This is a genomic window from Cellulomonas fimi ATCC 484, from assembly GCF_000212695.1.
Classification (GTDB): domain Bacteria; phylum Actinomycetota; class Actinomycetes; order Actinomycetales; family Cellulomonadaceae; genus Cellulomonas; species Cellulomonas fimi.
The window spans coordinates 2,416,736-2,439,428 of the sequence record NC_015514.1 but is presented as its reverse complement, the minus strand read 5'-3'; the positions used below and the strand labels follow the sequence as shown (position 1 = coordinate 2,439,428).

Annotated in this window: 23 protein-coding genes; 9 read left to right on the top strand and 14 right to left on the bottom strand. The window is 73.6% G+C overall.

Translation table 11 applies throughout. The annotated features are described in order from the left end of the window. Positions 1–56: 56 nt before the first annotated feature. The gene (locus CELF_RS11110; protein WP_013771353.1) at positions 57–656 is read right to left on the bottom strand and encodes a DUF3043 domain-containing protein; all 600 of its coding nucleotides are present in this window, start codon (positions 654–656) and stop codon (positions 57–59) included. 32 nt (positions 657–688) lie between these two features. Here CELF_RS11110 and CELF_RS11105 point away from each other — a divergent pair, with 32 nt between their 5' ends. Next, positions 689–2,101, top strand: coding sequence for a dipeptidase (locus CELF_RS11105; protein ID WP_013771352.1), 1,413 nt, complete (start codon positions 689–691; stop codon positions 2,099–2,101). A 6-nt stretch (positions 2,102–2,107) separates the two neighbouring features. On the opposite strand, the gene CELF_RS11100 is transcribed toward CELF_RS11105, so the two are convergent. Genes CELF_RS11100 through nadA form a run of 3 tightly spaced genes read right to left on the bottom strand, consistent with a single transcriptional unit; the run spans position 2,108 to position 4,485 of the window. Next, positions 2,108–2,641 (bottom strand): acyl-CoA thioesterase, encoded by a 534-nt coding sequence (locus CELF_RS11100; protein WP_013771351.1) that lies wholly within the window; start codon positions 2,639–2,641, stop codon positions 2,108–2,110. Positions 2,642–2,680: 39 nt separating this feature from the next. Further along, entirely contained in the window at positions 2,681–3,280 is a 600-nt protein-coding gene (locus CELF_RS11095) for a DJ-1/PfpI family protein (protein WP_013771350.1), read from the bottom strand. 2 nt (positions 3,281–3,282) lie between these two features. After that, positions 3,283–4,485 carry a quinolinate synthase NadA gene (gene nadA, locus CELF_RS11090; protein WP_013771349.1) on the bottom strand — a complete coding sequence of 401 codons (1,203 nt, stop codon included), beginning with the start codon at positions 4,483–4,485 and terminating at the stop codon, positions 3,283–3,285. 207 nt (positions 4,486–4,692) lie between these two features. Between nadA and CELF_RS11085 the strand changes: the two genes are divergently transcribed. Beyond that, positions 4,693–5,883 carry a glycerate kinase family protein gene (locus CELF_RS11085; protein WP_013771348.1) on the top strand — a complete coding sequence of 397 codons (1,191 nt, stop codon included), beginning with the start codon at positions 4,693–4,695 and terminating at the stop codon, positions 5,881–5,883. Between the two features lie 145 nt (positions 5,884–6,028). Then, positions 6,029–6,379, top strand: coding sequence for an iron-sulfur cluster insertion protein ErpA (erpA, locus tag CELF_RS11080; protein ID WP_013771347.1), 351 nt, complete (start codon positions 6,029–6,031; stop codon positions 6,377–6,379). A gap of 128 nt (positions 6,380–6,507) precedes the next feature. Here the strand turns inward: erpA and CELF_RS11075 are convergent, their stop codons facing one another. Both CELF_RS11075 and CELF_RS11070 read right to left on the bottom strand, forming a co-directional pair. Further along, positions 6,508–6,759, bottom strand: coding sequence for a sulfurtransferase TusA family protein (locus CELF_RS11075; protein WP_013771346.1), 252 nt, complete (start codon positions 6,757–6,759; stop codon positions 6,508–6,510). Next, on the bottom strand, positions 6,756–7,976 hold the full coding sequence (locus CELF_RS11070) for a cysteine desulfurase family protein (RefSeq protein ID WP_013771345.1): 1,221 nt from the start codon (positions 7,974–7,976) through the stop codon (positions 6,756–6,758). Before CELF_RS11070 ends, CELF_RS11075 begins: the two co-directional genes overlap by 4 nt. A gap of 236 nt (positions 7,977–8,212) precedes the next feature. On the opposite strand from CELF_RS11070, the gene ctaC reads away from it, so the two are divergent. Genes ctaC through CELF_RS11055 form a run of 3 tightly spaced genes read left to right on the top strand, consistent with a single transcriptional unit; the run spans position 8,213 to position 11,309 of the window. Next, entirely contained in the window at positions 8,213–9,094 is an 882-nt protein-coding gene (gene ctaC / locus CELF_RS11065; RefSeq protein WP_013771344.1) for an aa3-type cytochrome oxidase subunit II, read from the top strand. Next, positions 9,094–10,914: an aa3-type cytochrome oxidase subunit I gene (ctaD, locus tag CELF_RS11060; RefSeq protein ID WP_013771343.1), complete on the top strand. Its 1,821-nt coding sequence runs from the start codon at positions 9,094–9,096 to the stop codon at positions 10,912–10,914. Before ctaC ends, ctaD begins: the two co-directional genes overlap by 1 nt. Then, on the top strand, positions 10,911–11,309 hold the full coding sequence (locus CELF_RS11055; protein ID WP_013771342.1) for a cytochrome c oxidase subunit 4: 399 nt from the start codon (positions 10,911–10,913) through the stop codon (positions 11,307–11,309). Before ctaD ends, CELF_RS11055 begins: the two co-directional genes overlap by 4 nt. Positions 11,310–11,385: 76 nt before the next feature. On the opposite strand, the gene CELF_RS11050 is transcribed toward CELF_RS11055, so the two are convergent. The 6 genes from CELF_RS11050 to ctaE form a co-directional block, all read right to left on the bottom strand. Then, positions 11,386–12,168: a 2-phosphosulfolactate phosphatase gene (locus tag CELF_RS11050; RefSeq protein WP_013771341.1), complete on the bottom strand. Its 783-nt coding sequence runs from the start codon at positions 12,166–12,168 to the stop codon at positions 11,386–11,388. A gap of 143 nt (positions 12,169–12,311) precedes the next feature. Then, on the bottom strand, positions 12,312–12,938 hold the full coding sequence (locus CELF_RS11045) for a superoxide dismutase (RefSeq protein ID WP_013771340.1): 627 nt from the start codon (positions 12,936–12,938) through the stop codon (positions 12,312–12,314). A 120-nt stretch (positions 12,939–13,058) separates the two neighbouring features. Next, a complete protein-coding gene (gene qcrB, locus CELF_RS11040) occupies positions 13,059–14,831 on the bottom strand; it encodes a cytochrome bc1 complex cytochrome b subunit (RefSeq protein ID WP_013771339.1) in 1,773 nt (590 codons plus the stop codon). Then, complete coding sequence (gene qcrA, locus CELF_RS11035) at positions 14,828–15,853, bottom strand: cytochrome bc1 complex Rieske iron-sulfur subunit (protein ID WP_013771338.1); 1,026 nt, start codon at positions 15,851–15,853, stop codon at positions 14,828–14,830. Before qcrA ends, qcrB begins: the two co-directional genes overlap by 4 nt. Then, positions 15,850–16,635 carry a cytochrome bc1 complex diheme cytochrome c subunit gene (gene qcrC / locus CELF_RS11030; RefSeq protein ID WP_013771337.1) on the bottom strand — a complete coding sequence of 262 codons (786 nt, stop codon included), beginning with the start codon at positions 16,633–16,635 and terminating at the stop codon, positions 15,850–15,852. Before qcrC ends, qcrA begins: the two co-directional genes overlap by 4 nt. Before the next feature lie 70 nt (positions 16,636–16,705). Continuing rightward, entirely contained in the window at positions 16,706–17,332 is a 627-nt protein-coding gene (ctaE, locus tag CELF_RS11025) for an aa3-type cytochrome oxidase subunit III (RefSeq protein WP_013771336.1), read from the bottom strand. A 221-nt stretch (positions 17,333–17,553) separates the two neighbouring features. Here ctaE and CELF_RS11020 point away from each other — a divergent pair, with 221 nt between their 5' ends. Further along, on the top strand, positions 17,554–17,988 hold the full coding sequence (locus tag CELF_RS11020; protein WP_013771335.1) for a response regulator transcription factor: 435 nt from the start codon (positions 17,554–17,556) through the stop codon (positions 17,986–17,988). Continuing rightward, a complete protein-coding gene (gene trpD, locus CELF_RS11015; RefSeq protein ID WP_013771334.1) occupies positions 17,985–19,031 on the top strand; it encodes an anthranilate phosphoribosyltransferase in 1,047 nt (348 codons plus the stop codon). Before CELF_RS11020 ends, trpD begins: the two co-directional genes overlap by 4 nt. Positions 19,032–19,047: 16 nt before the next feature. Here trpD and CELF_RS11010 read toward each other — a convergent pair whose 3' ends face one another. Together CELF_RS11010 and CELF_RS11005 are read right to left on the bottom strand one after the other, a co-directional pair. Beyond that, on the bottom strand, positions 19,048–19,329 hold the full coding sequence (locus tag CELF_RS11010) for an Lrp/AsnC family transcriptional regulator (protein ID WP_041554172.1): 282 nt from the start codon (positions 19,327–19,329) through the stop codon (positions 19,048–19,050). A gap of 8 nt (positions 19,330–19,337) precedes the next feature. Beyond that, positions 19,338–21,200, bottom strand: a complete 1,863-nt coding sequence (locus tag CELF_RS11005; RefSeq protein ID WP_013771332.1) for a DEDD exonuclease domain-containing protein — start codon at positions 21,198–21,200, stop codon at positions 19,338–19,340. Positions 21,201–21,386: 186 nt separating this feature from the next. Between CELF_RS11005 and CELF_RS11000 the strand changes: the two genes are divergently transcribed. After that, positions 21,387–22,691 (top strand): NYN domain-containing protein, encoded by a 1,305-nt coding sequence (locus tag CELF_RS11000; RefSeq protein ID WP_013771331.1) that lies wholly within the window; start codon positions 21,387–21,389, stop codon positions 22,689–22,691. The last annotated feature ends 2 nt before the right edge of the window (positions 22,692–22,693 follow it).

Genomic DNA, 22,693 nt, shown 5'->3' with positions numbered 1-22,693 from the left:
CCCTACGTCGGCGGACAGCGCTCGCCGCGCGGCCGGGCGTGCGGCCGCCGGGCCCGTCAGGCGGGCTTCTGCCCGTGCTTGACCTGCGGCTTGGGCATCCGCGACGGGCGGATCTGGAACGCGCGCAGCACTGCGTACATCGCGGTGCCCTTGATCACCGCCTGCGTGCCGAACTTCGCGACGAGGCGCTTCTTCAGGCCCCGCCACAGCAGCCAGCCGTCGACGATCGCCGCGAGCACGTAGAGGTAGAGCGCGACGATGACGTAGAACGCGAACAGCGGCGCCGCCTGCGCGAGCGCGAACTGGGCGACGAGCGCGACGGCCGCGACGGGCAGGAACAGCTCGCCGAGGCTCCAGCGGGCGTCGACCCAGTCCCGCACGTAGCGCCGCACGGGGCCGCGGTCCTTGGCGGGCATGAACCGCTCGTCGCCCGTCTGCATCGCGCGGTACTCGCGGTCGCGCTGCTCGCGCTGCGCCGCACGGGCGGCCTTCGCGGCGGCCCGGCGGTCGTCCGGCACGAGCGGCCGCTTGTTCGCGGCCTCGGCCTGCTTGCGCTTGGGCGTCGGACGACCCTTGCCCGCAGGCGCGTCGGGCGTCGGCGCCGCCTCGGTGAGGGCGGGCGACGGCGTCAGGGGCTCCTTGCTGCGTCCGAACACCCCTCCAGGGTAGTCGAGTACCGTGGCGGACCGTGACCGACCAGCGCCCCGCGGACCTCCCGACCGACCAGCCCACCGCCCGTCTCGACGAGCTCCGCGCGCGCACCGCGGCGGCGTTCGGCGGCATCCGCGCCGACCTCGAGGCGCTCGTGCGCATCCCGAGCGTCTCGAACGCGGCGTTCGACCAGGCGCACGTCGCGGCCAGCGCGGCCGCGGTCGCGGACCTGCTGCGCGGCGTCGGGCTCGACGACGTGGACGTGCTCACGGTGACGACGGCGGACGGCCGCACGGGCGCCCCGGCGGTCGTAGCCCGTCGTCCCGCACCGGCGGGTGCGCCCACGGTGCTGCTCTACGCGCACCACGACGTGCAGCCCCCGGGCGACGACGCGGCGTGGGGCACGTCCCCGTTCGAGCCGACGGAGCGTGACGGCCGCCTGTACGGGCGGGGTGCGGCCGACGACAAGGCGGGCGTCGTCGCGCACGTCGGCGCGCTGCGCGTGCTCGGCGACGAGCTCGGCGTCGGCGTCACGGTGTTCGTGGAGGGCGAGGAGGAGATCGGCTCCCCGACGTTCGCCGACTTCCTGCACGCGTACCGGGACCGGCTCGCGGCCGACGTGATCGTCGTCGCCGACTCCTCCAACTGGTCGGTCGGCGTGCCGGGCCTGACGACGTCGCTGCGCGGCCTGGTCGACTGCACGGTCGAGGTCGAGGCCCTGTCGCACGCGGTGCACTCCGGGATGTACGGCGGTCCCGTGCTCGACGCCGTGACGCTCCTGTCGCGGCTGGTCGCGACGCTGCACGACGACGCCGGCGACGTCGCGGTCGAGGGGCTCGTGCACGCGCCCGACCCGGCGGTCGACCTCGACGAGGCGCAGCTGCGGACGGACGCGGGCGTCCTGGACGGCACCCGCCTCGCCGGCACGGGGCCCATCACCGCACGGATGTGGACGCGTCCGGCGATCGCCGTCATCGGCTTCGACGCCCCGCCCGTGGCGACGGCGTCGAACACGATCACCCCCCGCGCGGCCGCCAAGCTGTCCGTGCGGATCGCGCCTGGCCAGGACCCGGCGGCGGCGATGGACGCGCTGCGCGCCCACCTCGAGCGGCACGCGCCGTTCGGTGCGCGGGTCACCGTGACGGACGGCGAGAAGGGCCGGCCGTTCCTCGCGCCCGCCGACTCGGCCGCGATGCAGGCCGCCCGGCGCGCGTTCGCGCAGGCGTGGGGCACCGAGCCTGTCGACCTCGGCATCGGCGGGTCGATCCCGTTCATCGCGGACCTGCTCGAGGTGTTCCCGCAGGCGCAGATCCTGGTCACGGGCGTCGAGGACCCGGACAGCCGCGCGCACGGCGCGAACGAGTCGGTCCACCTGGGGGAGCTGGAGAAGGTCGTCCTCGCCGAGGCCCTGCTGCTCGAGCACCTCGCGGGCGGCTCCCGGGACGTCTGAGTCGCGTCAGCCCGGGCGGTGCGCGACGTCGACCGCCCGGGCCCAGGCCGCGACGTCGTCGGGGAGCTCGGGGCTCTCGACGCCGTCCCCGGCGAGCAGGCGGACGACGTCGGGTGCGGGCACGCGGGCGCCGTCGCGCGCGAGGAACCGCCCGGCGACGATGCCGCGCGCGACGAGCGCGTCGCCCCGGGCGACGACCTGCTCGAGGTAGACGACCCGCTCGTCCCACCCGAGCACGCGCGTGGTGAGCGTGAAGCGCTGGCCGAGGGTCAGCGACCGGCGGTACTTGACCGTCGAGGCGGCGACCACGGGGTACCAGCCGCGCTCGTTCAGCAGCGTGTAGCCGCCCAGGTCTGCGATGTAGTGGGCGCGCCCGATGTCCATGTACTGCAGGTAGACGCCGTTGTTGACGTGCCGGTAGAGGTCGAGGTCGCCGACGTGCACGCGCAGCCTCGTCACGGACGGGGACAGGATCGTCTGGCCGGGGACGGCCGGGCGGGGGCGGAACGTGGCGTAGGCGAGGTGCAGCGTCCGGGTCACCGGGCGATGTTACTCACGGGTATCAAAGCCCGGCGAGGGTCAGACCGGGGGAGCGGGGTCGTACTGGATCGCCCGCCGCACCGCCCGGGCCACCTCCGGCGACTCCAGGCGCGCCACCAGGTGCAGCGCCATGTCGATGCCCGCCGACACGCCCGCCGACGTCACGACGTCCCCGTCGTCGACGAAGCGCGCCTCGGTGTCCGCCAGCACACTCGGGTCGATCGCCGCGAGCTCGTCGAACGCCGCCCAGTACGTCGTCGCCGGACGACCGGCCAGCAGGCCCGCCGCGGCGAGGACCAGCGCGCCCGTGCACACGCTCGTGACCAGCGGTGTCGTCGCCCGCACTCCGCGGAGCCAGTCGAGGTGCGCGGCGTCGGTCGCGAGCGCTCGGGTGCCCCGGCCGCCGGGGTAGACCAGCACGTGCAGCGGCCCCACGTCGTCCGCCGAGGTGTCCGGCACGAGGCACAGCCCCTTCGCGCACCGCACGCCCGCGCCGTCGGCCGAGAACGTCACGACCTCGGGGTGCAGCGCGGACAGCCCCGCCCACGCCGAGAGCACCTCGTAGGGCCCCACCACGTCGAGCTCCTCCGCCCCGTCGAAGACGAGGACGCCGACGCGCAGGTGGTGCCCGGTGCCCACGCTCAGTAGCCCGGCAGCGCCAGCATCTGGTCGAGCGCGACCCGCGCCCAGTGGGCGTCGTCCGGGTCGACGACGATCCGGTTGACGACGCGGCCCGCCGCGAGCGACTCCATCGCCCAGACGAGGTGCGGCAGGTCGATCCGGTTCATGGTCGAGCAGAAGCAGACCGTCGAGTCGAGGTAGTGCACGCGCTTGTCCGGGTGGGCGTTCGCGAGCCGGCGCACCAGGTTCAGCTCGGTGCCGATCGCCCACGACGAGCCCGCCGGGGCCGCCTCGAGCGCCTTGATGATGTACTCCGTCGAGCCGACCATGTCGGCCGCCGTGACGACCTCGTGCTTGCACTCGGGGTGCACGAGCACCGTGACGTCGGGCTCCGCGGCGCGGACGTCGACGACGTTCTGCGCCGAGAACCGGCCGTGCACCGAGCAGTGCCCGCGCCACAGGATCATCCGCGCGTCCTTGAGCTGCTGCGTCGTCAGACCGCCGCCCGGCTTGCGCGGGTCGAACACCACGCAGTCGTCGAGCGACAGGCCGAGCTGCAGGACCGCGGTGTTGCGCCCCAGGTGCTGGTCCGGCATGAACAGCACCTTGCCGGTGCCGCCCGGGCCGCCCACCTTGTCGAACGCCCACCGCAGCGCGACGTGCGCGTTGGACGACGTGCAGACCGTGCCGCCGTGGCGCCCGGTGAACGCCTTGATCGCCGCGGTCGAGTTCATGTAGGTCACGGGCACGGTGTCGTCCGCGACGCCCGCGTCCACCAGCACGTCCCACGCGTCCTCGACCTGGTCGATCGCCGCCTTGTCGGCCATCGAGCAGCCCGCGGCCAGGTCCGGCAGCACGACCTGCTGGGAGTCCGCCGTGAGGATGTCCGCCGACTCGGCCATGAAGTGCACGCCGCAGAAGAGGACGAACTCCGCCTCGGGGCGAGCCGCGGCCTCGCGGGCCAGCTTGAAGGAGTCGCCCGTGACGTCGGCGAAGGCGATGACCTCGTCGCGCTGGTAGTGGTGCCCCAGCACGAACGCACGGTCGCCGAGCGCCGCCCGGGCCGCGCGGGCGCGCTCGACCAGGTCGGGGTCGCTCGGGGCGGGCAGGTCCCCGACACACTCCACGCCCCGCTCGGAGGCGAGGTCCACCCCACGGCCGAGCAGCAGCAGGGCCGAGGGGACGGGCTCCGTGAAGGTGCCGGCACTCGTCGTCAGCGTCACGGGTCGATCTTCCCACACGCGTGCGGGCCCGCCCCGGGCCGTCCCGCCCGGACGCGCGTGCCGGCGAGGGCTGCCCGGCGCTCCGGCACACCGGTCTGCCGCGGCCTCGCACGTCGGCCACGGCCCCGCACGTCGGCCGCGGTCCTGCGCGCCGGCCGCGGCCCCGCCCGCCGGGTGCGCCGGATGCCGGCACCGTGCCGTGCCACCATGCTCGGCGTGCGCGTCCTCGTCGCCCCCGACACCTTCGGCTCGATCCTGACCGCCCGCGAGGTCGCGGCGACGGTTGCGGCCGGCTGGCGCGACGTCGCGCCCGCGGACGCCCTCGACGAGTGCCCGCTGGCCGACGGCGGCCCGGGCTTCGTCGACACCCTGCACGCCGCGCTCGGCGGCCGGCTGCTCCCGGTCACCGTCCCGGGACCGCTGGGGGAGCCGACCCCCGCGACGCTGCTGCTCGTCGACGAGCCCGCCGGACGCACCGCGTACGTCGAGTCCGCGCAGGCCGTCGGGCTCCCGCTCGTGCCGGAGGACCGGCGCGACCCCGGCCGCACGACGACGCGCGGCGTGGGGGCGCTGCTCGTCGCGGCGCGCGACGCCGGCGCCCGCCGGGTCGTCGTGGGTCTGGGCGGGTCGTCCACCAACGACGCGGGCGCGGGCATGCTCGTGGGGGCAGGGCTCGAGGTGCCGGCCGGCCTGCTCGACGCGGGCGGCGGCGCGCTCGGCGCGGTCACCGCCGCCGACCTCGTCGGGCTGCGCGACCTGCGGGCGCGGTGGCGTGACGTGGAGCTCGTGGCGGCGACCGACGTCGACGTCCCGCTCCTGGGCCTGACCGGTGCGAGCGCGGGGTTCGCCCCGCAGAAGGGCGCGTCGCCGGAGCAGGCGCAGGAGCTCGAACGCTGCCTCGGCTCCTTCGCGCACGCGGCGACGACGGCGCTCGCGGACGAGCTGCGCCCCGACCTCCTCGCGGGTTCGCGGCCCACCTCGGCGGCCACCCGGCTCACGGCCGCGGCGGGCGCGGGTGCGGCCGGCGGTCTCGGGTTCGGGCTCGCGCTGCTGGGCGCGCGGGTCGTCCCCGGGGGGCCCTTCGTGGCGGATCGCGTGCGGCTCGACGAGCGCCTCGCGGCTGCCGACGTCGTCGTCACGGGCGAGGGGCGGTTCGACTGGCAGAGCCTGCACGGCAAGGTCGCCACCGAGGTCGCGGCGCGTGCGCTGCGCCACGGCATCCCGACGGTCGTGCTCGCGGGCGAGGTGCAGGTCGGGCGCCGCGAGCTGTCGGCCGCGGGCATCACGGCCGCGTACGCGGTCGGGGAGACGCCCGAGGAGGTGCGCGCGGCGCTCGCCGACCCGGTGGCGACGCTGCGGGCGCGTGCCGCGCGCGTCGCGCGCACGTGGTCGCGCTGATGTCACGGCGGGTGTGCGCGACGCGGGCGACGGGCCCGTGCGCGACGACGCGTGCGCGGAGCCGTACCCTGGTCGGGAACATCCCGGCGCGCGACGGTGTTGCGCACCGTTGACGTGAGTTCCCCGGCAGCACCCAGGAGAGACGATGAGCGAGACCACGCAGACCTCGACGCACGGCGTCCTGCTCACGGACGTGGCGGCCGACAAGGTCCGCAGCCTGCTCGAGCAGGAGGGCCGCGACGACCTGCGTCTGCGCGTCGCCGTCCAGCCCGGCGGCTGCTCCGGCCTCATCTACCAGCTGTACTTCGACGAGCGCCTGCTCGACGGTGACGTGACGCGCGACTACGACGGTGTCGAGGTCGTCGTCGACCGCATGAGCGTCCCCTACCTCGAGGGTGCGACGATCGACTTCGCCGACACCATCGAGAAGCAGGGCTTCACGATCGACAACCCGAACGCCGGCAGCGCCTGCGCGTGCGGTGGCTCGTTCAGCTGACACCACGCCCGCGACGAGGGCCCGGCACCCGCACGGGTGCCGGGCCCTCGTGCGTCCGGCCCGGGTGCGTCCACACCTCGCGCGCCGCCGCCGGTGCGACGTGCGCGCGTGCGCCCCGCCGGGTCCGGTCAGGGCGCGCCCGAGGAGAGCAGCACCGTGAGGCGCAGGACGCCGTCCTCGTCCTGCTCCGTCGTGCCCATCGCGTGACCGCGCATCCGCGCCCACGCCGGGACGTCGTGACGCGCGGCGGGGTCGGTCGCGAGCACCACGACCGTCGTCCCGTCGGCCGCGTCGCGGGCCGCACGCGCGAGCGCGATGACGGGTGCCGGGCACCGCAGCCCGCGCGCGTCGACGAGCAGCGGCTCGGGTGCGGTGCTCACAGCCCGTCCGCCCCGCGGGCGGAGCGCACGGCGGCGACCACGCCGGGCAGCGCGTCGAGGAAGCGGTCGACGTCCGCCGGGTCGGTGCCGCGGGGGAGTGCGAGCCGCACGTTGCCGTGGGTGAGGACGCCCATCGCGGCGAGCACGTGGCTCGGCTCGAGCGAGCTCGACGTGCACGCCGACCCGGACGCGACCGCGAAGCCGAGCCGGTCCAGCGCGGTCACGAGCGCCTCGCCGTCGACGTAGAGCGAGGAGAAGGTGACGACGTGGGGGAGCCGCGCGTCCGGGTCACCCACCACCTCGGTGTCGACGACCTCCGCGGCCACGCGCGCCCGCACCCGGTCCACGAGACGGCGCCGCTCGACGTCGGCGGCGTCGCGGGACGCGACGGCGACCTGCAGCGCGACGGCCGCAGCCAGCGCCGCGGGCACGCTCACGCCGCCGGGGAACCACCGGTCCTCGTCCTGCGGCACGACGGGCGAGCGCCGCACCCCGGGGCGGGTGACCAGCACGCCGACGCCGGCGGGCCCGCCCCAGTCGCCGGGGTCCGCCGCGAGGACGTCCCACGCGGACCCGATGTCGACGTGCCCGAGGCTCGCGCCCGCGTCGACCAGCAGCGGGACGCCGGCCGCGCGCGCGGCCTCGTGCACCTCGGCGGTGGGCTGCAGCGTGCCGACCTCGCCGTTCGCGTGCTGGAGGGCGACGAGCGCGACGCCGGCGGCGCCGACCGCCTCGACCATGCGCGCGGCGTCGACGCGGCCGTCCCGGCCGACCGGCACCTCGACGCGCCGCCCGCCCGAGGCCGCCGCGGCGCTCTCGGCCGCGTGCAGCACGGCGGCACGCTCCACGGCGGACACGACCACGTCGCCGCCCGCCCGTCGGCGGCCGCGCGCGACCGACAGCACCGCGGAGTGCAGCGCCGCGGTGTGCGAGGGCGCGAGGTCGACGTCCTCGGTGCGCGCGCCGACCACGGACGCGACGGCCTCCCGCGCGCCGTCGAGCAGCATCCGGGCGCGGCGCCCCTCGGCGTGCAGGCGTCGCGGGTCGGCCCAGCCCTGGTCGAGCGCCTCGACGAACGCCGCGCGCGCCTGCGGGAGCAGCGGTGCGCGGCCGCCCGCGTCGAGCACGACGCGTCGCGGGGGCCCGCCGGCAGTGGTGTGCGTCACACCGGCCGGTGCGGACGGTGCGGGGGAGGCGTCGAGGTTCTCGGGGCTCACCCGGGCACGGTAGCCCCGGCCAGCGCGGAGGAGGGCCCCGAGGGTCCCGCTCGACCGTCCCGGCGGTGTGGACGTCACGTGGTGTGACGGTGCTGACACCGTGTCGTCATCCGGCGTCGTCCGGCAGAAACGGCGTGGTCGGCGCGCTAGGCTGCACGGGTCGAGGACGAAGGTCCCGGGTGACGGCCGCCAGCAGCGGGGTCGAGCGCTGACGGGACGCGAGTGAGAGGTCCCCCGTGCACCCGGAACACCCCCGCCGGAAGCGGCGCCCGGTACTGTCGACGGCCGGTCTCGCGGCCGTCGTCGTCGTCGCCCTCAGCGGATGCTCCGACGAGGTCTACCGCGGCTGGCTGCCCGGCTCGTCGGACGCCGAGATCACCGACCAGACGGGCCGCATCGCGAGCCTGTGGCGCGGGTCGTGGGTCGCCGCCCTCATCGTCGGCCTCATCACCTGGGGCCTGATCCTGTGGTGCGTCGCGGCGTACCGGAAGCGCAAGAGCGACGACGTGCTGCCCGTGCAGCTGCGGTACCACGTGCCGCTCGAGGTCATGTACGTGATCCTGCCGATCTTCATGGTCGGCGTGCTCTTCTACTACACGAACCGCGACGTCACGGCGATCAACGACACCTCGGCCGAGGCCGACGTCCACGTGCAGGTCATCGGCAAGCAGTGGAGCTGGGACTTCAACTACCTCGACGACGACGTCTACGACACCGGCCAGCAGGCCGAGGACGTCAGCGAGCCGGGCGCGCTCGAGGAGCAGGTCACGCTCTACCTGCCCGTCGACGAGCGCGTCGAGTTCACGCTCGACTCGCGTGACGTCATCCACTCGTTCTGGATCCCGTCGTTCCTCTACAAGCTCGACATGATCCCCGGCAAGACGAACACGTTCCAGGTCACGCCGACCGAGACGGGCACCTACCTCGGCAAGTGCGCCGAGCTGTGCGGCGAGTACCACTCGTCGATGCTCTTCAACGTCAAGGTCGTGGAGCGCGACGAGTACGACGCGCACATCCAGGAGCTCAAGGACAAGGGCCAGGAGGGTTCGCTGGGGCTGGAGTACAGCCGCCTGCAGAACGTCGACGAGCCCGCATCTCAGGGAGAGGTCGACAACTGATGGCCACCGTCGCGGAGCACGTCCCCGGCCTGGCGCCTGCGCGCCAGACGCTCGGGCGCACGGTGATCAAGTGGATCACCTCCACCGACCACAAGACGATCGGGTACATGTACCTGATCACGTCGTTCGTGTGGTTCGCGATCGGCGGGATCCTCGCCCTGCTGATCCGCGCCGAGCTCTTCACGCCCGGCATGGAGGTGTTCTCCTCCAAGGAGCAGTACAACCAGGCGTTCACGATGCACGGCACGATCATGCTGCTGCTGTTCGCCACACCCCTGTTCGCCGGCTTCGCCAACGTGATCATGCCGCTGCAGATCGGCGCGCCGGACGTGGCGTTCCCGCGGCTCAACATGTTCGCGTACTGGCTGTTCTTCTTCGGTGGCCTCATCGCCGCCGCCGGCTTCCTCACCCCGCAGGGCGCGGCGTCGTTCGGGTGGTTCGCCTACGCGCCGCTGTCGAACACCGTGTACTCACCGGGCGTCGGCGGTGACCTGTGGGTCTTCGGGCTCGCGCTCGGTGGTTTCGGCACGATCCTCGGCGCCGTCAACTTCATCACCACGATCGTCACGATGCGTGCGCCGGGCATGACCATGTTCCGGATGCCGATCTTCACCTGGAACACCCTGGTGACGTCGCTGCTCGTGCTCATGGCGTTCCCGCCGCTGGCCGCCGCGCTGTTCGCGCTCGGTGCCGACCGCCGTCTCGGCGCGCAGGTGTTCAACCCCGAGAACGGGGGCGCCATCCTGTGGCAGCACCTGTTCTGGTTCTTCGGGCACCCCGAGGTCTACATCATCGCGCTGCCGTTCTTCGGCATCGTCACGGAGATCCTGCCGGTCTTCTCCCGCAAGCCGATCTTCGGCTACAAGGGCCTCGTCTACGCGACGATCGCGATCGCGGCGCTCTCCGTGACCGTGTGGGCGCACCACATGTACGTCACGGGGTCGGTGCTGCTGCCGTTCTTCGCGTTCATGACGATGCTCATCGCCGTGCCGACCGGCGTGAAGTTCTTCAACTGGATCGGCACGATGTGGCGCGGCAAGCTCACGTTCGAGACGCCGATGCTGTGGACGATCGGGTTCCTCGTCACGTTCCTGTTCGGCGGCCTGACGGGCATCATCCTGTCCAGCCCCGCGCTCGACTTCCAGCTCTCCGACTCGTACTTCGTCGTCGCGCACTTCCACTACGTCGTCTTCGGCACCGTGGTGTTCGCCATGTTCGCCGGCTTCTACTTCTGGTGGCCGAAGATGACGGGCCGGATGCTCAACGAGCGGCTCGGCAAGATTCACTTCTGGCTGCTGTTCATCGGCTTCCACACGACGTTCCTCGTGCAGCACTGGCTGGGCGTCATCGGCATGCCGCGCCGGTACGCGGACTACTCGCCCGACGACGGCTTCACGTGGATGAACCAGCTGTCGACGGTCGGCGCCGCGGTGCTCGCCGCGTCCACCCTGCCGTTCCTGTGGAACGTCTACGTGACGTGGCGCAACGCGCCCAAGGTCACCGTCGACGACCCGTGGGGCTACGGCGGCTCGCTCGAGTGGGCGACGTCCTGCCCGCCGCCGCGGCACAACTTCACGTCGCTGCCGCGCATCCGCTCGGAGCGCCCCGCGTTCGACCTGCACCACCCCGAGGTCGCCGCGATGGACTACGTCGAGCCGAACCCCGGGCCGCTGGACTGGGAGGCCGACCGCCGCGGCGAGACCGAGGTCGCGGTCGACCGCGTCGTCGAGGGCAAGGGCGAGCCGGAGCAGTCGTCGGCGACCATCGTCGAGGACTCCCCGCAGGAGCGCCGCGAGGGCGGCAAGGAGGGTGACCGGTGAAGCTCGAGGCCAAGCTGTTCCTCTACGGGCTGCTGTTCTTCATCCCGATCGGGCTGATCTACGCGCTGTGGAGCGACGGCGAGCCCGTCGGCACGGTCGGCATCCCGCTCGTCGGGGGCCTGGTCGGGATGATCGGCGCGTACTTCGCGCTCCTCGCCCGCCGGATCGACCCGCGGCCCGAGGACGACGAGTACGGAGAGATCGAGCAGGGCGCCGGCGACCAGGGCGTGTTCAGCCCGTGGAGCTGGTGGCCCCTCGTCATCGGCGCCGCCGCCGCCGTCATGTTCCTCGGCCTGGCCATCGGGTTCTGGGTGACGTTCATCGGCGCCGCCCTCGGCGTCATCGGCCTGGTGGGTTGGGTCTTCGAGTTCTCCCGCGGCCAGCACGCGCACTGATCTCGTACCACGCTCTCGGCCCCCTGCTCCCGTCGCGGAGCAGGGGGCCGACGCGTGTCCGGTCGCGCGCGACCGGTCAGGGCAGCGGCGCGCTCGACCCGGCCGGTGCGGCGACGTCGACGTACGCCCCGTCGCGCAGCAGCGGGACGCTCGCGCTCGCGTCGACCTCGGCGGCGATCTCGACGTCCTCCGCGTAGCCCCACTCGACGAGCTCGACGCCCGTGCGGCTGTGCCGGAGCGAGCGGCCCACCCGCGGGGCGACGTCGAGCCACGCGTCGGCGGCCGCGCGCGCCTGGGGTGACAGCACGGCGCCGGCGGACGAGCGGAGGTGGGCGAGCACGGCGCCCGCACCCCACACGTCCTCCGGCGCGTGACGGACGGTCCCGTCCGTGCGCCGTTCTCCGGCGGCAACCGCCGCGACCCGCAACGGGGTGTCCGCCGCACGCGCGACGAGCCACCCGGCCACCGCGCCGGCGTTGCGCAGGCACGCGGCCACGACCGTGCCGACCCGCTCGTCCAGGACGCTGCTGAGTGTCGAGCCGTTGGGTGACGGCAGGACCAGGCGGTGCAGCCGCGCCGCGCGACGGACCGACCCGGGGGAGAGGGACACCTCGCCGGGCCGTGCGGTGGAGCGGCGCGCGGCCAGCACGGCGCCCTGCGAGGCGGCCAGCGCGGCCGCCTCGGGCCCGCCGGTCGCGTGCGGGACGACCGCGACGGAGCGGTCGGCCGCGACGGTGACCGTCGTCGTGAAGGAGAGGACGTCGACGACCACCGCGACGTCCGTGGCGTCGTCGAGGGAGCGAGCCCCCGAAGGGCCCCACACCAGACGGACGTCGAGCCTGGGCGTCGTCGTCGACATGGAGGCCTCTCGTCAGGGTCGGCAGGGTCGGCAGCATCGGCAGGAGCGGACGCCTCGCTGCGGCGTGGCGTGCAGGGTGAGACGGCGAGGGCCGCCCGTCCCCGGGGTGGGGTCGGGCGGCCCTGCGGCGGCGACGTGCTGCGTCAGGCAGGGATGATGAGCCCGGCCGTCTGGGTGCGGGCGCGCTCGAAGCGGGCGGCCGCGTCGGCCCAGCTCACGATGTTCCACCACGCCTTGACGTAGTCCGCCTTGACGTTGACGTAGTCGAGGTAGAACGCGTGCTCCCACATGTCGAGCACGACGACCGGCACGAGGCCGAGCGCGATGTTGCTCTGCTGGTCGTAGAGCTGCACGATCACGAGCTTCTGCCCGATGGAGTCCCACGCCAGGATCGACCAGCCGGAGCCCTGGATGCCGATCGCGTTGGCGGCGAAGTGCTTCTGGAACGCCTCGAACGAGCCGAAGAACTCGTCGATCGCGGCGGCCAGCTCACCGGTCGGCTTGTCGCCGCCCTCGGGCGAGAGGTTCTGCCAGAAGACCGAGTGGTTGACGTGACCACCGAGGTTGAACGCGAGGTTCTTCTCGTGCAGGTTGACCGCCGCCAGGTCGTCGGCCTCGCGGGCCGCCGCCAGCTTCTCCAGCGCGGTGTTCGCGCCCGTCACGTAGGCCGCGTGGTGCTTGTCGTGGTGCAGCTCCATGATCCGGCCGGAGATGTGCGGCTCGAGGGCCGCGTAGTCGTACGGCAGGTCCGGGAGCGTGTAGTCCGCCATGTGCGTGAGTACCTCCTGCGTCGGTGCACGGCCGTCTGCTACGGCCGGCTGGTACGAACGGATCGGGCGGCCCGCCGAATCGGCGAGCCGCCCGACACCACGGTCAACTCTGGTCCAGGATCAGCGATTCCGCGTGTCCGGGGCCGTCTCGTCCTGCGGATCGACCAGGTGCTGGCCGCCGCCGACGGCGCCACGCCCGGCTCCCGCGAGCTCCGGGGCGGCGTGCGCCTCGGGCACGGCCTCGACCTCCGCGTGGTGGCCGTGGGCCGCGTGCGCGGCCTCCAGCTCGGTGGGGGTGACGGGCTCGACGCGGTCCTCGTAGAAGACCTGGGACAGGCGCTGCCGCATCGAGTCGAGGCGGTAGCCCTTGCGCCGCACGCCGCGCGAGTCCTCGGCCGGCTCGATCTCCAGCGGGCGGATCGCCTCGTGCTGCACCCGCAGCCAGCGCTCGTGCGCGTCGAGGGGCTTGTGCACCTCGATGTACTCGCCGCTCGCGAACCGCACGATGCGGCCCGTCTCGTGGCCGTGGAGCACGAGCTCGCGGTCCTTGCGCTGCAGGCCGAGGCAGATGCGCTTGGTGATCCAGAAGGCGAACCACGGTCCGACGAACAGCAGCACGCGGAACGCCCACGTGATGTCGTTGATGGACAGGTGGAAGTGCGTCGCGATGAGGTCGTTCGACCCGGCCAGGATCAGGATGAAGAAGGCCACCAGGAGCGAGACGCCGAACGCGGTGCGGAAGGGGCGGTTGCGCGGGCGGTCCAGGACGTGGTGCTCACGCTTGTCACCCGTGGCGAACGCCTCGATGAACGGGTACAGCGCGAGCAGCGTGAACAGGACGCCCGGCACGACCATCGCGGGGATGATCACGTTGAGGCTCAGCGTGTACTGCCCGAGCACGATCTCGGTCTGCCCTGGCATGAGGCGCAGTGCACCCTCGAGGAAGAGCATGTACCAGTCGGGCTGGGCTCCTGCGGACACCGGCGACGGGTCGTACGGGCCGTAGTTCCACACCGGGTTGATGGACATCGTCGCGCCCATGAGCGCGATCACGCCGAACACCACGAACAGGTTGAACAGCAGCTTGCCCGCGTAGACCGGCAGCGCCGGGTAGCCGACGACGTTGCTGTTCGTGCGGCCCGACCCCGGGTACTGGGTGTGCTTGTGCATGACCATGAGCACCAGGTGCAGGCCGATGAGCGCGAGGATCAGGCCCGGCACGAGCAGCACGTGGACCGTGAACAGGCGCGGGATCAGGTCGACGCCGGGGAACTCGCCGCCGAACACGAAGTACGACAGGTAGCTGCCGATGATCGGGATCGCCTTGACGACACCGTCGGTGATGCGCAGGCCGTTGCCCGACAGGACGTCGTCAGGGAGCGAGTAGCCCGAGAAGCCGGCGGCGAGGCCGAGGATCAGCAGCACGAAGCCGACGAGCCAGTTGATCTCGCGCGGCTTGCGGAACGCGCCCGTGAAGAACACGCGCATCATGTGCGTGACGATCGCCGCCATGAAGATCAGCGCCGCCCAGTGGTGGATCTGCCGCATGAGCAGACCGCCGCGCACCTCGAACGACAGGCGCAGCGTCGAGGCGAACGCCTCGGACATCTCCACGCCGTTCATCGACGCCCACGGGCCCTCGTAGTGCGTCTCGCCCATGCTCGGGACGAAGAACAGCGTGAGGAACACGCCCGAGATCAGCAGCGTGACGAAGCTGTACAGCGCGATCTCGCCGAGGAAGAACGACCAGTGGTCGGGGAAGACCTTGCGGGCGAAGAACTTGACCGCGTGGCCGACGCCGGTCCGCTGGTCCAGGTAGTCGGCGGTGGCGCCGACGGCGCGCGCACCGCGCGACGGAGGCGTCGTCACCTTCGAGGGGGTCGTGGTGGTCACGTCAGGCGCTCCCAGAAGCTCGGACCGACGGGCTCGTGGAAGTCGCCTTGCGCGACCAGGTAGCCCTCGTCGTCGACGGTGATCGGCAGCTGCGGCAGCGGTCGCTTCGCGGGACCGAAGACGACCTTCGCGCTGTCAGCGACGTCGAACGTCGACTGGTGGCACGGGCACAGCAGGTGGTGGGTCTGCTGCTCGTAGAGAGCGACGGGGCAGCCCACGTGGGTGCAGATCTTCGAGTAGGCGACGATGCCGTCGTACGACCAGCCCTCGCCCTGCTCGGACTTGATGTCACGGGGGTCGAGCCGAACGACGAGGACGACCGCCTTGGCCTTCTCGTCGAGCGGGTGCTCGGCCTCGTGCAGGTCCTCGGGGATGACGTGCGCCACCGAGCCGATGGTGAGGTCCGAGGCCTTGATGGGGCGACCGGTCGGGTCGTACGCGAGCCGCGTGCCCTTGCGCCACATCGTGTGCTTGAACTTGCGGACGTTCCAGTCCTCGCCGACGTTGCCGACGATCGGCAGCACCAGCGACAGCGGGAACAGCGCCATGGCCGTCAGGGCGGCGCCGATGATCGCGCCGCGCCGGGTCAGGCCCGAGTCCTCGGCGCCGTCCTTGAGCTTCTGGATCGCCTCCTCGCGGGTCGCGTCGTCGGAGCGCTGCGGGTGCCGCTCCTCGACGTACTCGCGGTTGCTCATGAGGACCTTGATGTAGTGGCTGCCCCCGAGGCCGATGCCGAGCAGGGACACCGCGAGGCCCAGGCCGAGCGCGAGGTTCGACGTGCGCATCGACTCGGGCGTCTCGCCCGGGGGGAGCGCGAAGTACGCGACGACGAAGCCGATCGTCGCGAGGATCGACAGCGTGAACAGCAGGAGGACCTGCCGCTCGACGCGCTTCGCCGCGCGCGGGTCGATGTCGGCCTGACGCTGGACGTGCTCGTGCACGCCCGGGTCCGCGAACCGGTCCGGCGTGCCGCCGTCCTGCCGGACGACGTCGACGTCGTTGTGGGAGTCGTGCGTGCTCACGAGGACTTGGCTCCGATCCAGACCGACAAACCGATGAGCAGGCCCAGCCCGACGACCCAGGCCCACAGGCCCTCGCTCACCGGACCGAGCGCGCCGAGGTCGAGACCGCCCGGCGAGACGTCGCCCTGCTCGTCGATGAAGGCGATGATGTCGCGCTTCTCCTCCGGCGTGATGGTGGCGTCGTTGAAGACGGGCATCGACTGCGGGCCGGTCTGCATAGCCTCGTAGAGGTGGCGCGGCGTGGTCTCCCACAGGTTGGGGGCGAACTTTCCCTGGGACAGGGCGCCGCCGGCACCGACGGCGTTGTGGCACATCGCGCAGTTGGTGCGGAACAGGGCCATGCCGTTCGCGACGTCGCCCTTGCTCGGGTCGACCATCTCGTCGGTCGGGATCGCCGGACCGGCGCCGAGCGAGGCGACGTAGGCCGCGAGCTGGCTGATCTGCTCGTCGTCGAACTGGACCGGCTTCGCGAGCGCCTGCGGACCGTTCATCTGCATGGGCATGCGGCCGGTGCCGACCTGGAAGTCGACGGCCGCGGCGCCCACGCCGATGAGCGACGGCGCGTCCTCGGTGCCGCCCGCGGACGGTCCGTGGCACGTCGCGCAGTTGGCCTGGAACAGCTTCTCACCGGCTGCGACGTCGTCGGCGCCGGCCGCCGCGGGCACGGCGTCGGCGGACGTCGGTGCCAGCACGGCGTACAGCCCGCCGGTGAGGAGCAGCGCCAGCAGGAGCAGCACGACCGGCGCGCGCCGGTCGTGCCTGCGGGCTGCGAGTGCCTTCACGGATCGATCCTCGTCTCGCATGTGGGGGGAAGGGGGACTGGGAGGGCGGGGGCGGGCCCGCCCGGGAGCGTCAGCGCAGCAGGTAGATGACCGCGAACAGCGCGATCCACACGACGTCGACGAAGTGCCAGTAGTACGACGTGACGATCGCCGTGGTCGCCTCGTGGTGGCCGAACCGCTTCGCGGAGAACGAGCGCCCCAGCAGGAAGAGGAAGGCGATGAGCCCGCCGACGACGTGCAGGCCGTGGAAGCCGGTCGTCAGGTAGAAGACGGAGCCGTAGGGGCTCGACGAGATCGTCAGGCCGTGCTCGACCAGCTCCGCGTACTCGTACACCTGGCCGCCGATGAAGAACGCGCCCATGAGGTAGGTGAGGACCATCCACTCGTTCATGCCCCAGCGGTTCACCTGGAGCAGCGAGCCCGTGCGGACGGGCTGGAACCGCTCGGCGGCCCAGACGCCCATCTGGCACGTCACGGACGAGAGCACCAGCACCGTGGTGTTGATGAACGCGAACGTGAGGTTGAGCTTCTGCGTCTGCTCGGCCCACTCCTCGGGCACCGCTGCCCGGAGCGTGAAGTACATGGCGAACAGACCGGCGAAGAACATGAGCTCGCTGGCCAGCCACACGATCGTCCCCACCGACACCGGGTTGGGTCGGTTGACGCTCACGTGAGGGGCGGTGCGAGGGGCAGCCATGGCGGTCGACACGTCGTCATTATGGCTGATCGAAGCCCCGCATGGGCCATTGGACCTATCCGTGGCGAGCGGTATATGTCACACCGTCACGATCCCGGGGCCCGCGGGGGACGCCCCGCGGCACCCCGCACCCGCGACTTCGCGCGGAACTCGCGGCGCCGCGTGCTCGTCGTGCCAAGATTCCCCTCGGACGCCACGTCGACGACGAGTGAGGGACCTCCATGAGCACGGCGCAGCCCGACCACGCAGCGCAGACCGGGGCCACCGGCCCGCGCATCCTGCTCTACAGCGACGACGTCGACACCCGTGCCGAGGTGCGGCTCGCGGTCGGACGTCGTCTCGGGCGCGGCGAGCCGGACATCGAGTGGCTCGAGGTCGCGACCGCCGACGCCGCGATCACCGCCACGGAGGCCGGCGGGCTCGACCTGCTCGTGCTCGACGGCGAGGCGGACAAGGTCGGCGGCATGGGTCTGGGCCGCCAGCTCAAGGACGAGGTCTACCGGTGCCCGCCGGTGCTGCTGCTCACGGGTCGTCCGCAGGACGCGTGGCTCGCGTCGTGGTCGCACGCCGACGGCGTCGTCAGCCGTCCGCTCGACCCCGAGCAGGTGCACGAGGCCGTGGCCTCCCTGGTCGGCCGCCGGGCGACGGCCGGATGAACGCGCGCCGCACCTGGTCCGACCTGCTCACCACGCTCGTCCGCGGGCAGGACCTGACCCGCGAGCAGGCGTCGTGGGCGATGGGCGAGATCATGGGCGGCGAGGCCGAGGCCGCGACCGTCGCGGGCTTCCTCGTCGCGCTGCGGGCCAAGGGCGAGACCGTGGCCGAGCTGCGGGGCCTCGCCGACGAGATGCTCGCGCACGCGATCCGCATCGATGTCCCCGGTCGGACGGTCGACATCGTCGGCACGGGCGGCGACCGCGCGCACACCGTGAACATCTCGACGATGTCGGCGCTCGTCGTCGCCGGCACCGGCCTGCGCGTCGTCAAGCACGGCAACCGCGCCGCGTCCTCGTCGTCGGGGTCCGCCGACGTGCTCGAGGTGCTCGGCATCCGGCTCGACCACGAGCCCGAGCGGGTCGCCGCGATCGCCGCAGAGGCCGGCATCACGTTCTGCTTCGCAGGCCGCTTCCACCCGGCGATGCGGCACGCCGCCGCAGCCCGCGGCGCGCTCGGGATCCCGACCGTCTTCAACTTCCTCGGCCCGCTGTCCAACCCCGCGCAGCCGGACGCGTCCGCGATCGGGGTGGCCGACGCCGGCATGGCGCCGCTGCTCGCGGGCGTCTTCGCCGACCGCGGCAAGGACGCGGTCGTCTTCCGCGGCGAGGACGGCCTCGACGAGATCGCCGCGACGGGCACCACCCGGGTCTGGGAGGTGCGTGCCGGCGACGTGCACGAGCAGGTCGTCGACTGGGCGCGCGACCTCGGCGCCGAACGGATCGACCTCGAGAGCCTGCGGGGGGCCGACGCCGCGCACAACGCCGACGTCGCCCTGCGGCTGCTGGCGGGCGAGCCGGGGCCCGTGCGCGACACCGTCGTCCTCAACACCGCGGCGGCCCTCGTCGCCGACGGGACGCTGCCCGGGCTGGGCACCGGGACGCTGCTCGAGCGGTTCGCCGCCGCGTCGGAGCTCGCCCGCGGGTCGATCGACAGCGGGGCCGCCGCGGCCGCGCTGGACAGGTGGCGCGCGGCGAGCGCCTGACGGCGACGCGCCGGTGTCAGTCCTCGAGGCCGAGGGCGAACGCGGTCTCCAGGTCGTGCTGCGAGTACGTGCGGAACGCGATGTACGTCTGGGTGCGCACGACGCCCTCGACCTTGCCGACCTGGTCGGCGATGACGTCGGCGAGCGTCTCGTGCTCACGCACCCGCACGACCGCGATCAGGTCGACCTCGCCGGTCACCGAGTACACCTCGCTGACCCCCCGGATGTCCGCGATGGCCGCCGCGACCTCCGGGATCCTCGCGGCGTCGGCGTCGATGAGCACGATGGCGGTCAGCATGCGGCCCATCATGCCGTGCCGGGCGCGGGGGCGACGAGCGCGAGGTGCGGCCGCTCGAGCGTGTCGCTGACCAGCGGCGACGCGTCGGTGCCGCGGGCCTGCCGGGCGGCGTCGCCGACGGCCGCGACGGCGTCGCCGACCGCGACGGCGCTGCGCACCGGCATCGCCCAGCCGCCGGCGACCTCGACGAGCCGGACGCCCGGCTGCTCGAGCCACGCGAGGAGCAGGTCGGTCTCCTCGGGGTGCGCGGCGCCCGACGGCGCGGGGGGAGCGGCGACGTGCTCGCCGCTGGCCTGCAGCGCCGCGACGACGGGCCGCGGGTCCGTCAGCCGGTCGGTGCGTGCCGTGCCCGCGAGGCGGCCGTGCCGGACGAGCACGAGCTCCCAGCCGCCGTCGTCGGTGCGGCGGGCCGCGACGAGCTCCGGGCAGCGGGCGACCGGTGCGACCCGTTGCGCGCGTGCCGCGCCACGCAGAAAGGCCGCGAGCCGGTCGCGGACGGTCGCCGCCTCCTCGAAGCGCTCCTGGCCGACCAGCCACGCGATGCGCTCGGCGTGCGCCGCGACCACTCCTGCGGGGTCGCCCGTCATCGCGGTGCGGACCCGGTCCACGACCTCGCGGTACGCGTCGGGTCCCTGCCGGCCGAGGCACGGGGCACCGCACCGGCCGAGCTCGGCGAGCACGCACGCGGTCGCACCCGCGGGCGCGACGAGGGGCAGCCGACGGGTGCACTGCCGGACGGGGAACGACTCGTGCAGCGCGTCGAGGGCGAGCTGCGCGGCCGCGGTCGAGCCGAACGGACCGATGTACGCGGCTCCGTCCTCCTCGCGCACCTCGCGCACGACCGACAGCCGGGGGTACGGCTCCGACGTCAGCCGCACCCACGGCATGCGCTCGGGGAACCGGGACCGGCGGTTGTAGCGCGGCGAGTGCTCGGCGATGAGCCGCAGCTCGCGCACGCGCGCCTCGAGCGGCGTCGCGCACACCACGGGGTCGACGCGGTGCGCGATGCGGACCATCTCCGTCATGCGGCGACGCTTCTCGGCCGACGTGAAGTAGCTGCGCACGCGCTGGCGCAGCGACGTCGTCGACGTGCCGACGTACAGGACCTCGTCGTTCGGGCCACGGAACAGGTACACGCCCGGCGCGTCGGGCAGGCCGTCGGCGAGCGTGCGCTTGCGCCGGACGTCGGCGGGGACCGGGTCCGTCGCCGTGGCGAGGTCCTCGAGGTGCGTGACGCCCAGCGGCCCGAGCCTGCCGAGCAGCGCGTGCAGGACGTCCACGGTCGCGCGTGCGTCGGACAGCGCGCGGTGGTTCGGTGTCACGGTCGCGTGGAACAGCGCCGCGAGCGTCGAGAGCTTGTGGTTCGGGGCCTCGTCCCGGGTGACCGCGCGGCGTGCCAGGCGGACGGTGTCGAGCACCCGGTTGCCGGGCCACGGATGCCCCGTGCGGGCGGCCGCGGCCTTCAGGAAGCCGACGTCGAACGGCGCGTTGTGCGCGACGAGGACCGCGTCGCCCGCGAACTCGAGGAACGACGGCAGCACCGTCTCGATCCGCGGCGCCCCGACCAGCATGGACGTGGTGATCCCGGTGAGGACCTGGATGTACGGCGGGACGGGGCCGCCGGGGTCGACGAGCGTCTGGAACTCGCCGAGCACCTGACCGCCGCGCACCTTCACGGCGCCGATCTCCGTGATCGCGCAGTCGGCGGGCGTCCCGCCGGTCGTCTCCAGGTCGACGACGACGAACGTGACGTCGGACAGCGGCGTGCCGACGTCGTCGAGCGTGGGCTGCACCGCGGTGCCCGCGGGTGCGGCCGCGGTGCCGGGAGCCACGTCGGCCCACACGGGGCGCAGCGGGCGGACGGTCGACATGCGACGGACGGTACCCACGGGCGCCGACACGACCCGCGCACCGCCGTCGGCGCGTCGGTACGGCGTGTCAGCCCGGCACTGCGTGTCAGCCGGCACTGCGTGTCAGCCCGGAACTGCGTGTCAGCCCGGCACGGCGTGTCGGCTCGGTGCGGCAGGCGTCCCGGCGGCCGCACCTAGGGTTCTCCCATGGACGACGCAGCGCGCACCGACGCGGCCGGACCCGAGGGAGCCGCACCGGCGGCGCAGGTCCCGACCGTGCTCCGGGCGGCGGTCGTGCAGCGTGCCGCCGACGTGCTCGGCACCCTCGAGCCGGCGGAGGTGCCGGCATCGCTGCGTGCGGTGCGCCAGTTCGCCCCGCGTCGTCGCGCGAGCGCGGGTGCGGGGCCGCTGTGGTCCGCGCTGCAGGACGACGTGTTCCGGGCCCGCGTCGCCCGGTCGTGGACGGACGCGCATCCGGACGAGGCTGCCGCGCTCGCCGGCGAGGGCGCGGTCGAGCCCGCCCTCGAGGTGGCGGTGGGGGCGTGGCTGTCGCACCACCCGGCCTGGCCCGCGCTCGTCCCCCGGGAGGCTCCGGCCGCGCCGGCGCAGGACGTGACGCGCCTCGCCGACCGGCTCGCGCGCTCGACGGCCGACGTGGAGCGCCTGCGCGGCGAGGCGGCCGCGGCGCGGGACGACGCGACGCGGGCCCGCGACGAGCTCGCCGCGCTGCAGCGTGAGCTGCGCCGGCTGCGGTCGGACGCGGACCGGGCCCGCAGCGAGGGCCGCCGGCTGACCGAGGAGGCCGCCGCGCTCGCCGCACGCGCGCAGGAGGACCGTCGCGCCGCCGCCGACGCGGCGCGTGCTGCCGCGGACGACCTGCGGGCCGCGCAGGCCGAGCGTGCCGCCGCCCGCGCGGAGCTGCGCTCGGCGCGCAAGCTCGCCGACGCCCGCGTCCGGCTGCTCCTCGACACGATCGTCGACGCCGCGAGCGGGCTGCGGCACGAGCTCGCGCTGCCCCCCGCGACCGACCTGCCGGCGGACCTCGTCGCCCCCGGGACGGGACGACCGGCACCGCGTCGCGGCTCGCGCGGCCGCTCGGTGGAGGACCCCGCGCTGCTCGACGAGCTGCTGCGGCAGCCCTGGGCGCACCTGCTCGTGGACGGGTACAACGTCACGAAGACCGGCTTCGCCGAGCTGTCCCTCGCGGACCAGCGGCGGCGCCTCGTCGACGGCCTGGGGCGCGTCGCGGGAGGCACGGGCGCGGAGGTCACGTGCTGCTTCGACGGCCAGCCGGGGCAGGCACCTCCCGTGACGCAGGCCCGTGGCGTGCGGGTGCTGTTCTCGGTGGGGGAGATCGCCGACGACCTGCTGCGGCGGCTGGTCGCGGCCGAGCCGCCGGGGCGCGTGCTGGTGGTCGTGACGAGCGACCAGGAGGTCGCGCGCGACGTCGAGGGTCGCGGCGCATGGGTCGTCCCGTCCGCCACGCTCGTGGCGCGCCTGCAGCACCTGTAGCC

Bases quoted from the DNA above. Each gene is read 5' to 3' on its own strand.
- CELF_RS11085 (WP_013771348.1), top strand. From the start codon at position 4,693: ATGCTCGGCGTGCGCGTCCTCGTCGCCCCCGACACCTTCGGCTCGATC.
- erpA (WP_013771347.1), top strand. From the start codon at position 6,029: ATGAGCGAGACCACGCAGACCTCGACGCACGGCGTCCTGCTCACGGAC.
- ctaD (WP_013771343.1), top strand. From the start codon at position 9,094: ATGGCCACCGTCGCGGAGCACGTCCCCGGCCTGGCGCCTGCGCGCCAG.
- CELF_RS11050 (WP_013771341.1), bottom strand. From the start codon at position 12,168: ATGTCGACGACGACGCCCAGGCTCGACGTCCGTCTGGTGTGGGGCCCT.
- CELF_RS11045 (WP_013771340.1), bottom strand. From the start codon at position 12,938: ATGGCGGACTACACGCTCCCGGACCTGCCGTACGACTACGCGGCCCTC.
- ctaE (WP_013771336.1), bottom strand. From the start codon at position 17,332: ATGGCTGCCCCTCGCACCGCCCCTCACGTGAGCGTCAACCGACCCAAC.
- CELF_RS11020 (WP_013771335.1), top strand. From the start codon at position 17,554: ATGAGCACGGCGCAGCCCGACCACGCAGCGCAGACCGGGGCCACCGGC.
- trpD (WP_013771334.1), top strand. From the start codon at position 17,985: ATGAACGCGCGCCGCACCTGGTCCGACCTGCTCACCACGCTCGTCCGC.
- CELF_RS11010 (WP_041554172.1), bottom strand. From the start codon at position 19,329: ATGCTGACCGCCATCGTGCTCATCGACGCCGACGCCGCGAGGATCCCG.
- CELF_RS11005 (WP_013771332.1), bottom strand. From the start codon at position 21,200: ATGTCGACCGTCCGCCCGCTGCGCCCCGTGTGGGCCGACGTGGCTCCC.
- CELF_RS11000 (WP_013771331.1), top strand. From the start codon at position 21,387: ATGGACGACGCAGCGCGCACCGACGCGGCCGGACCCGAGGGAGCCGCA.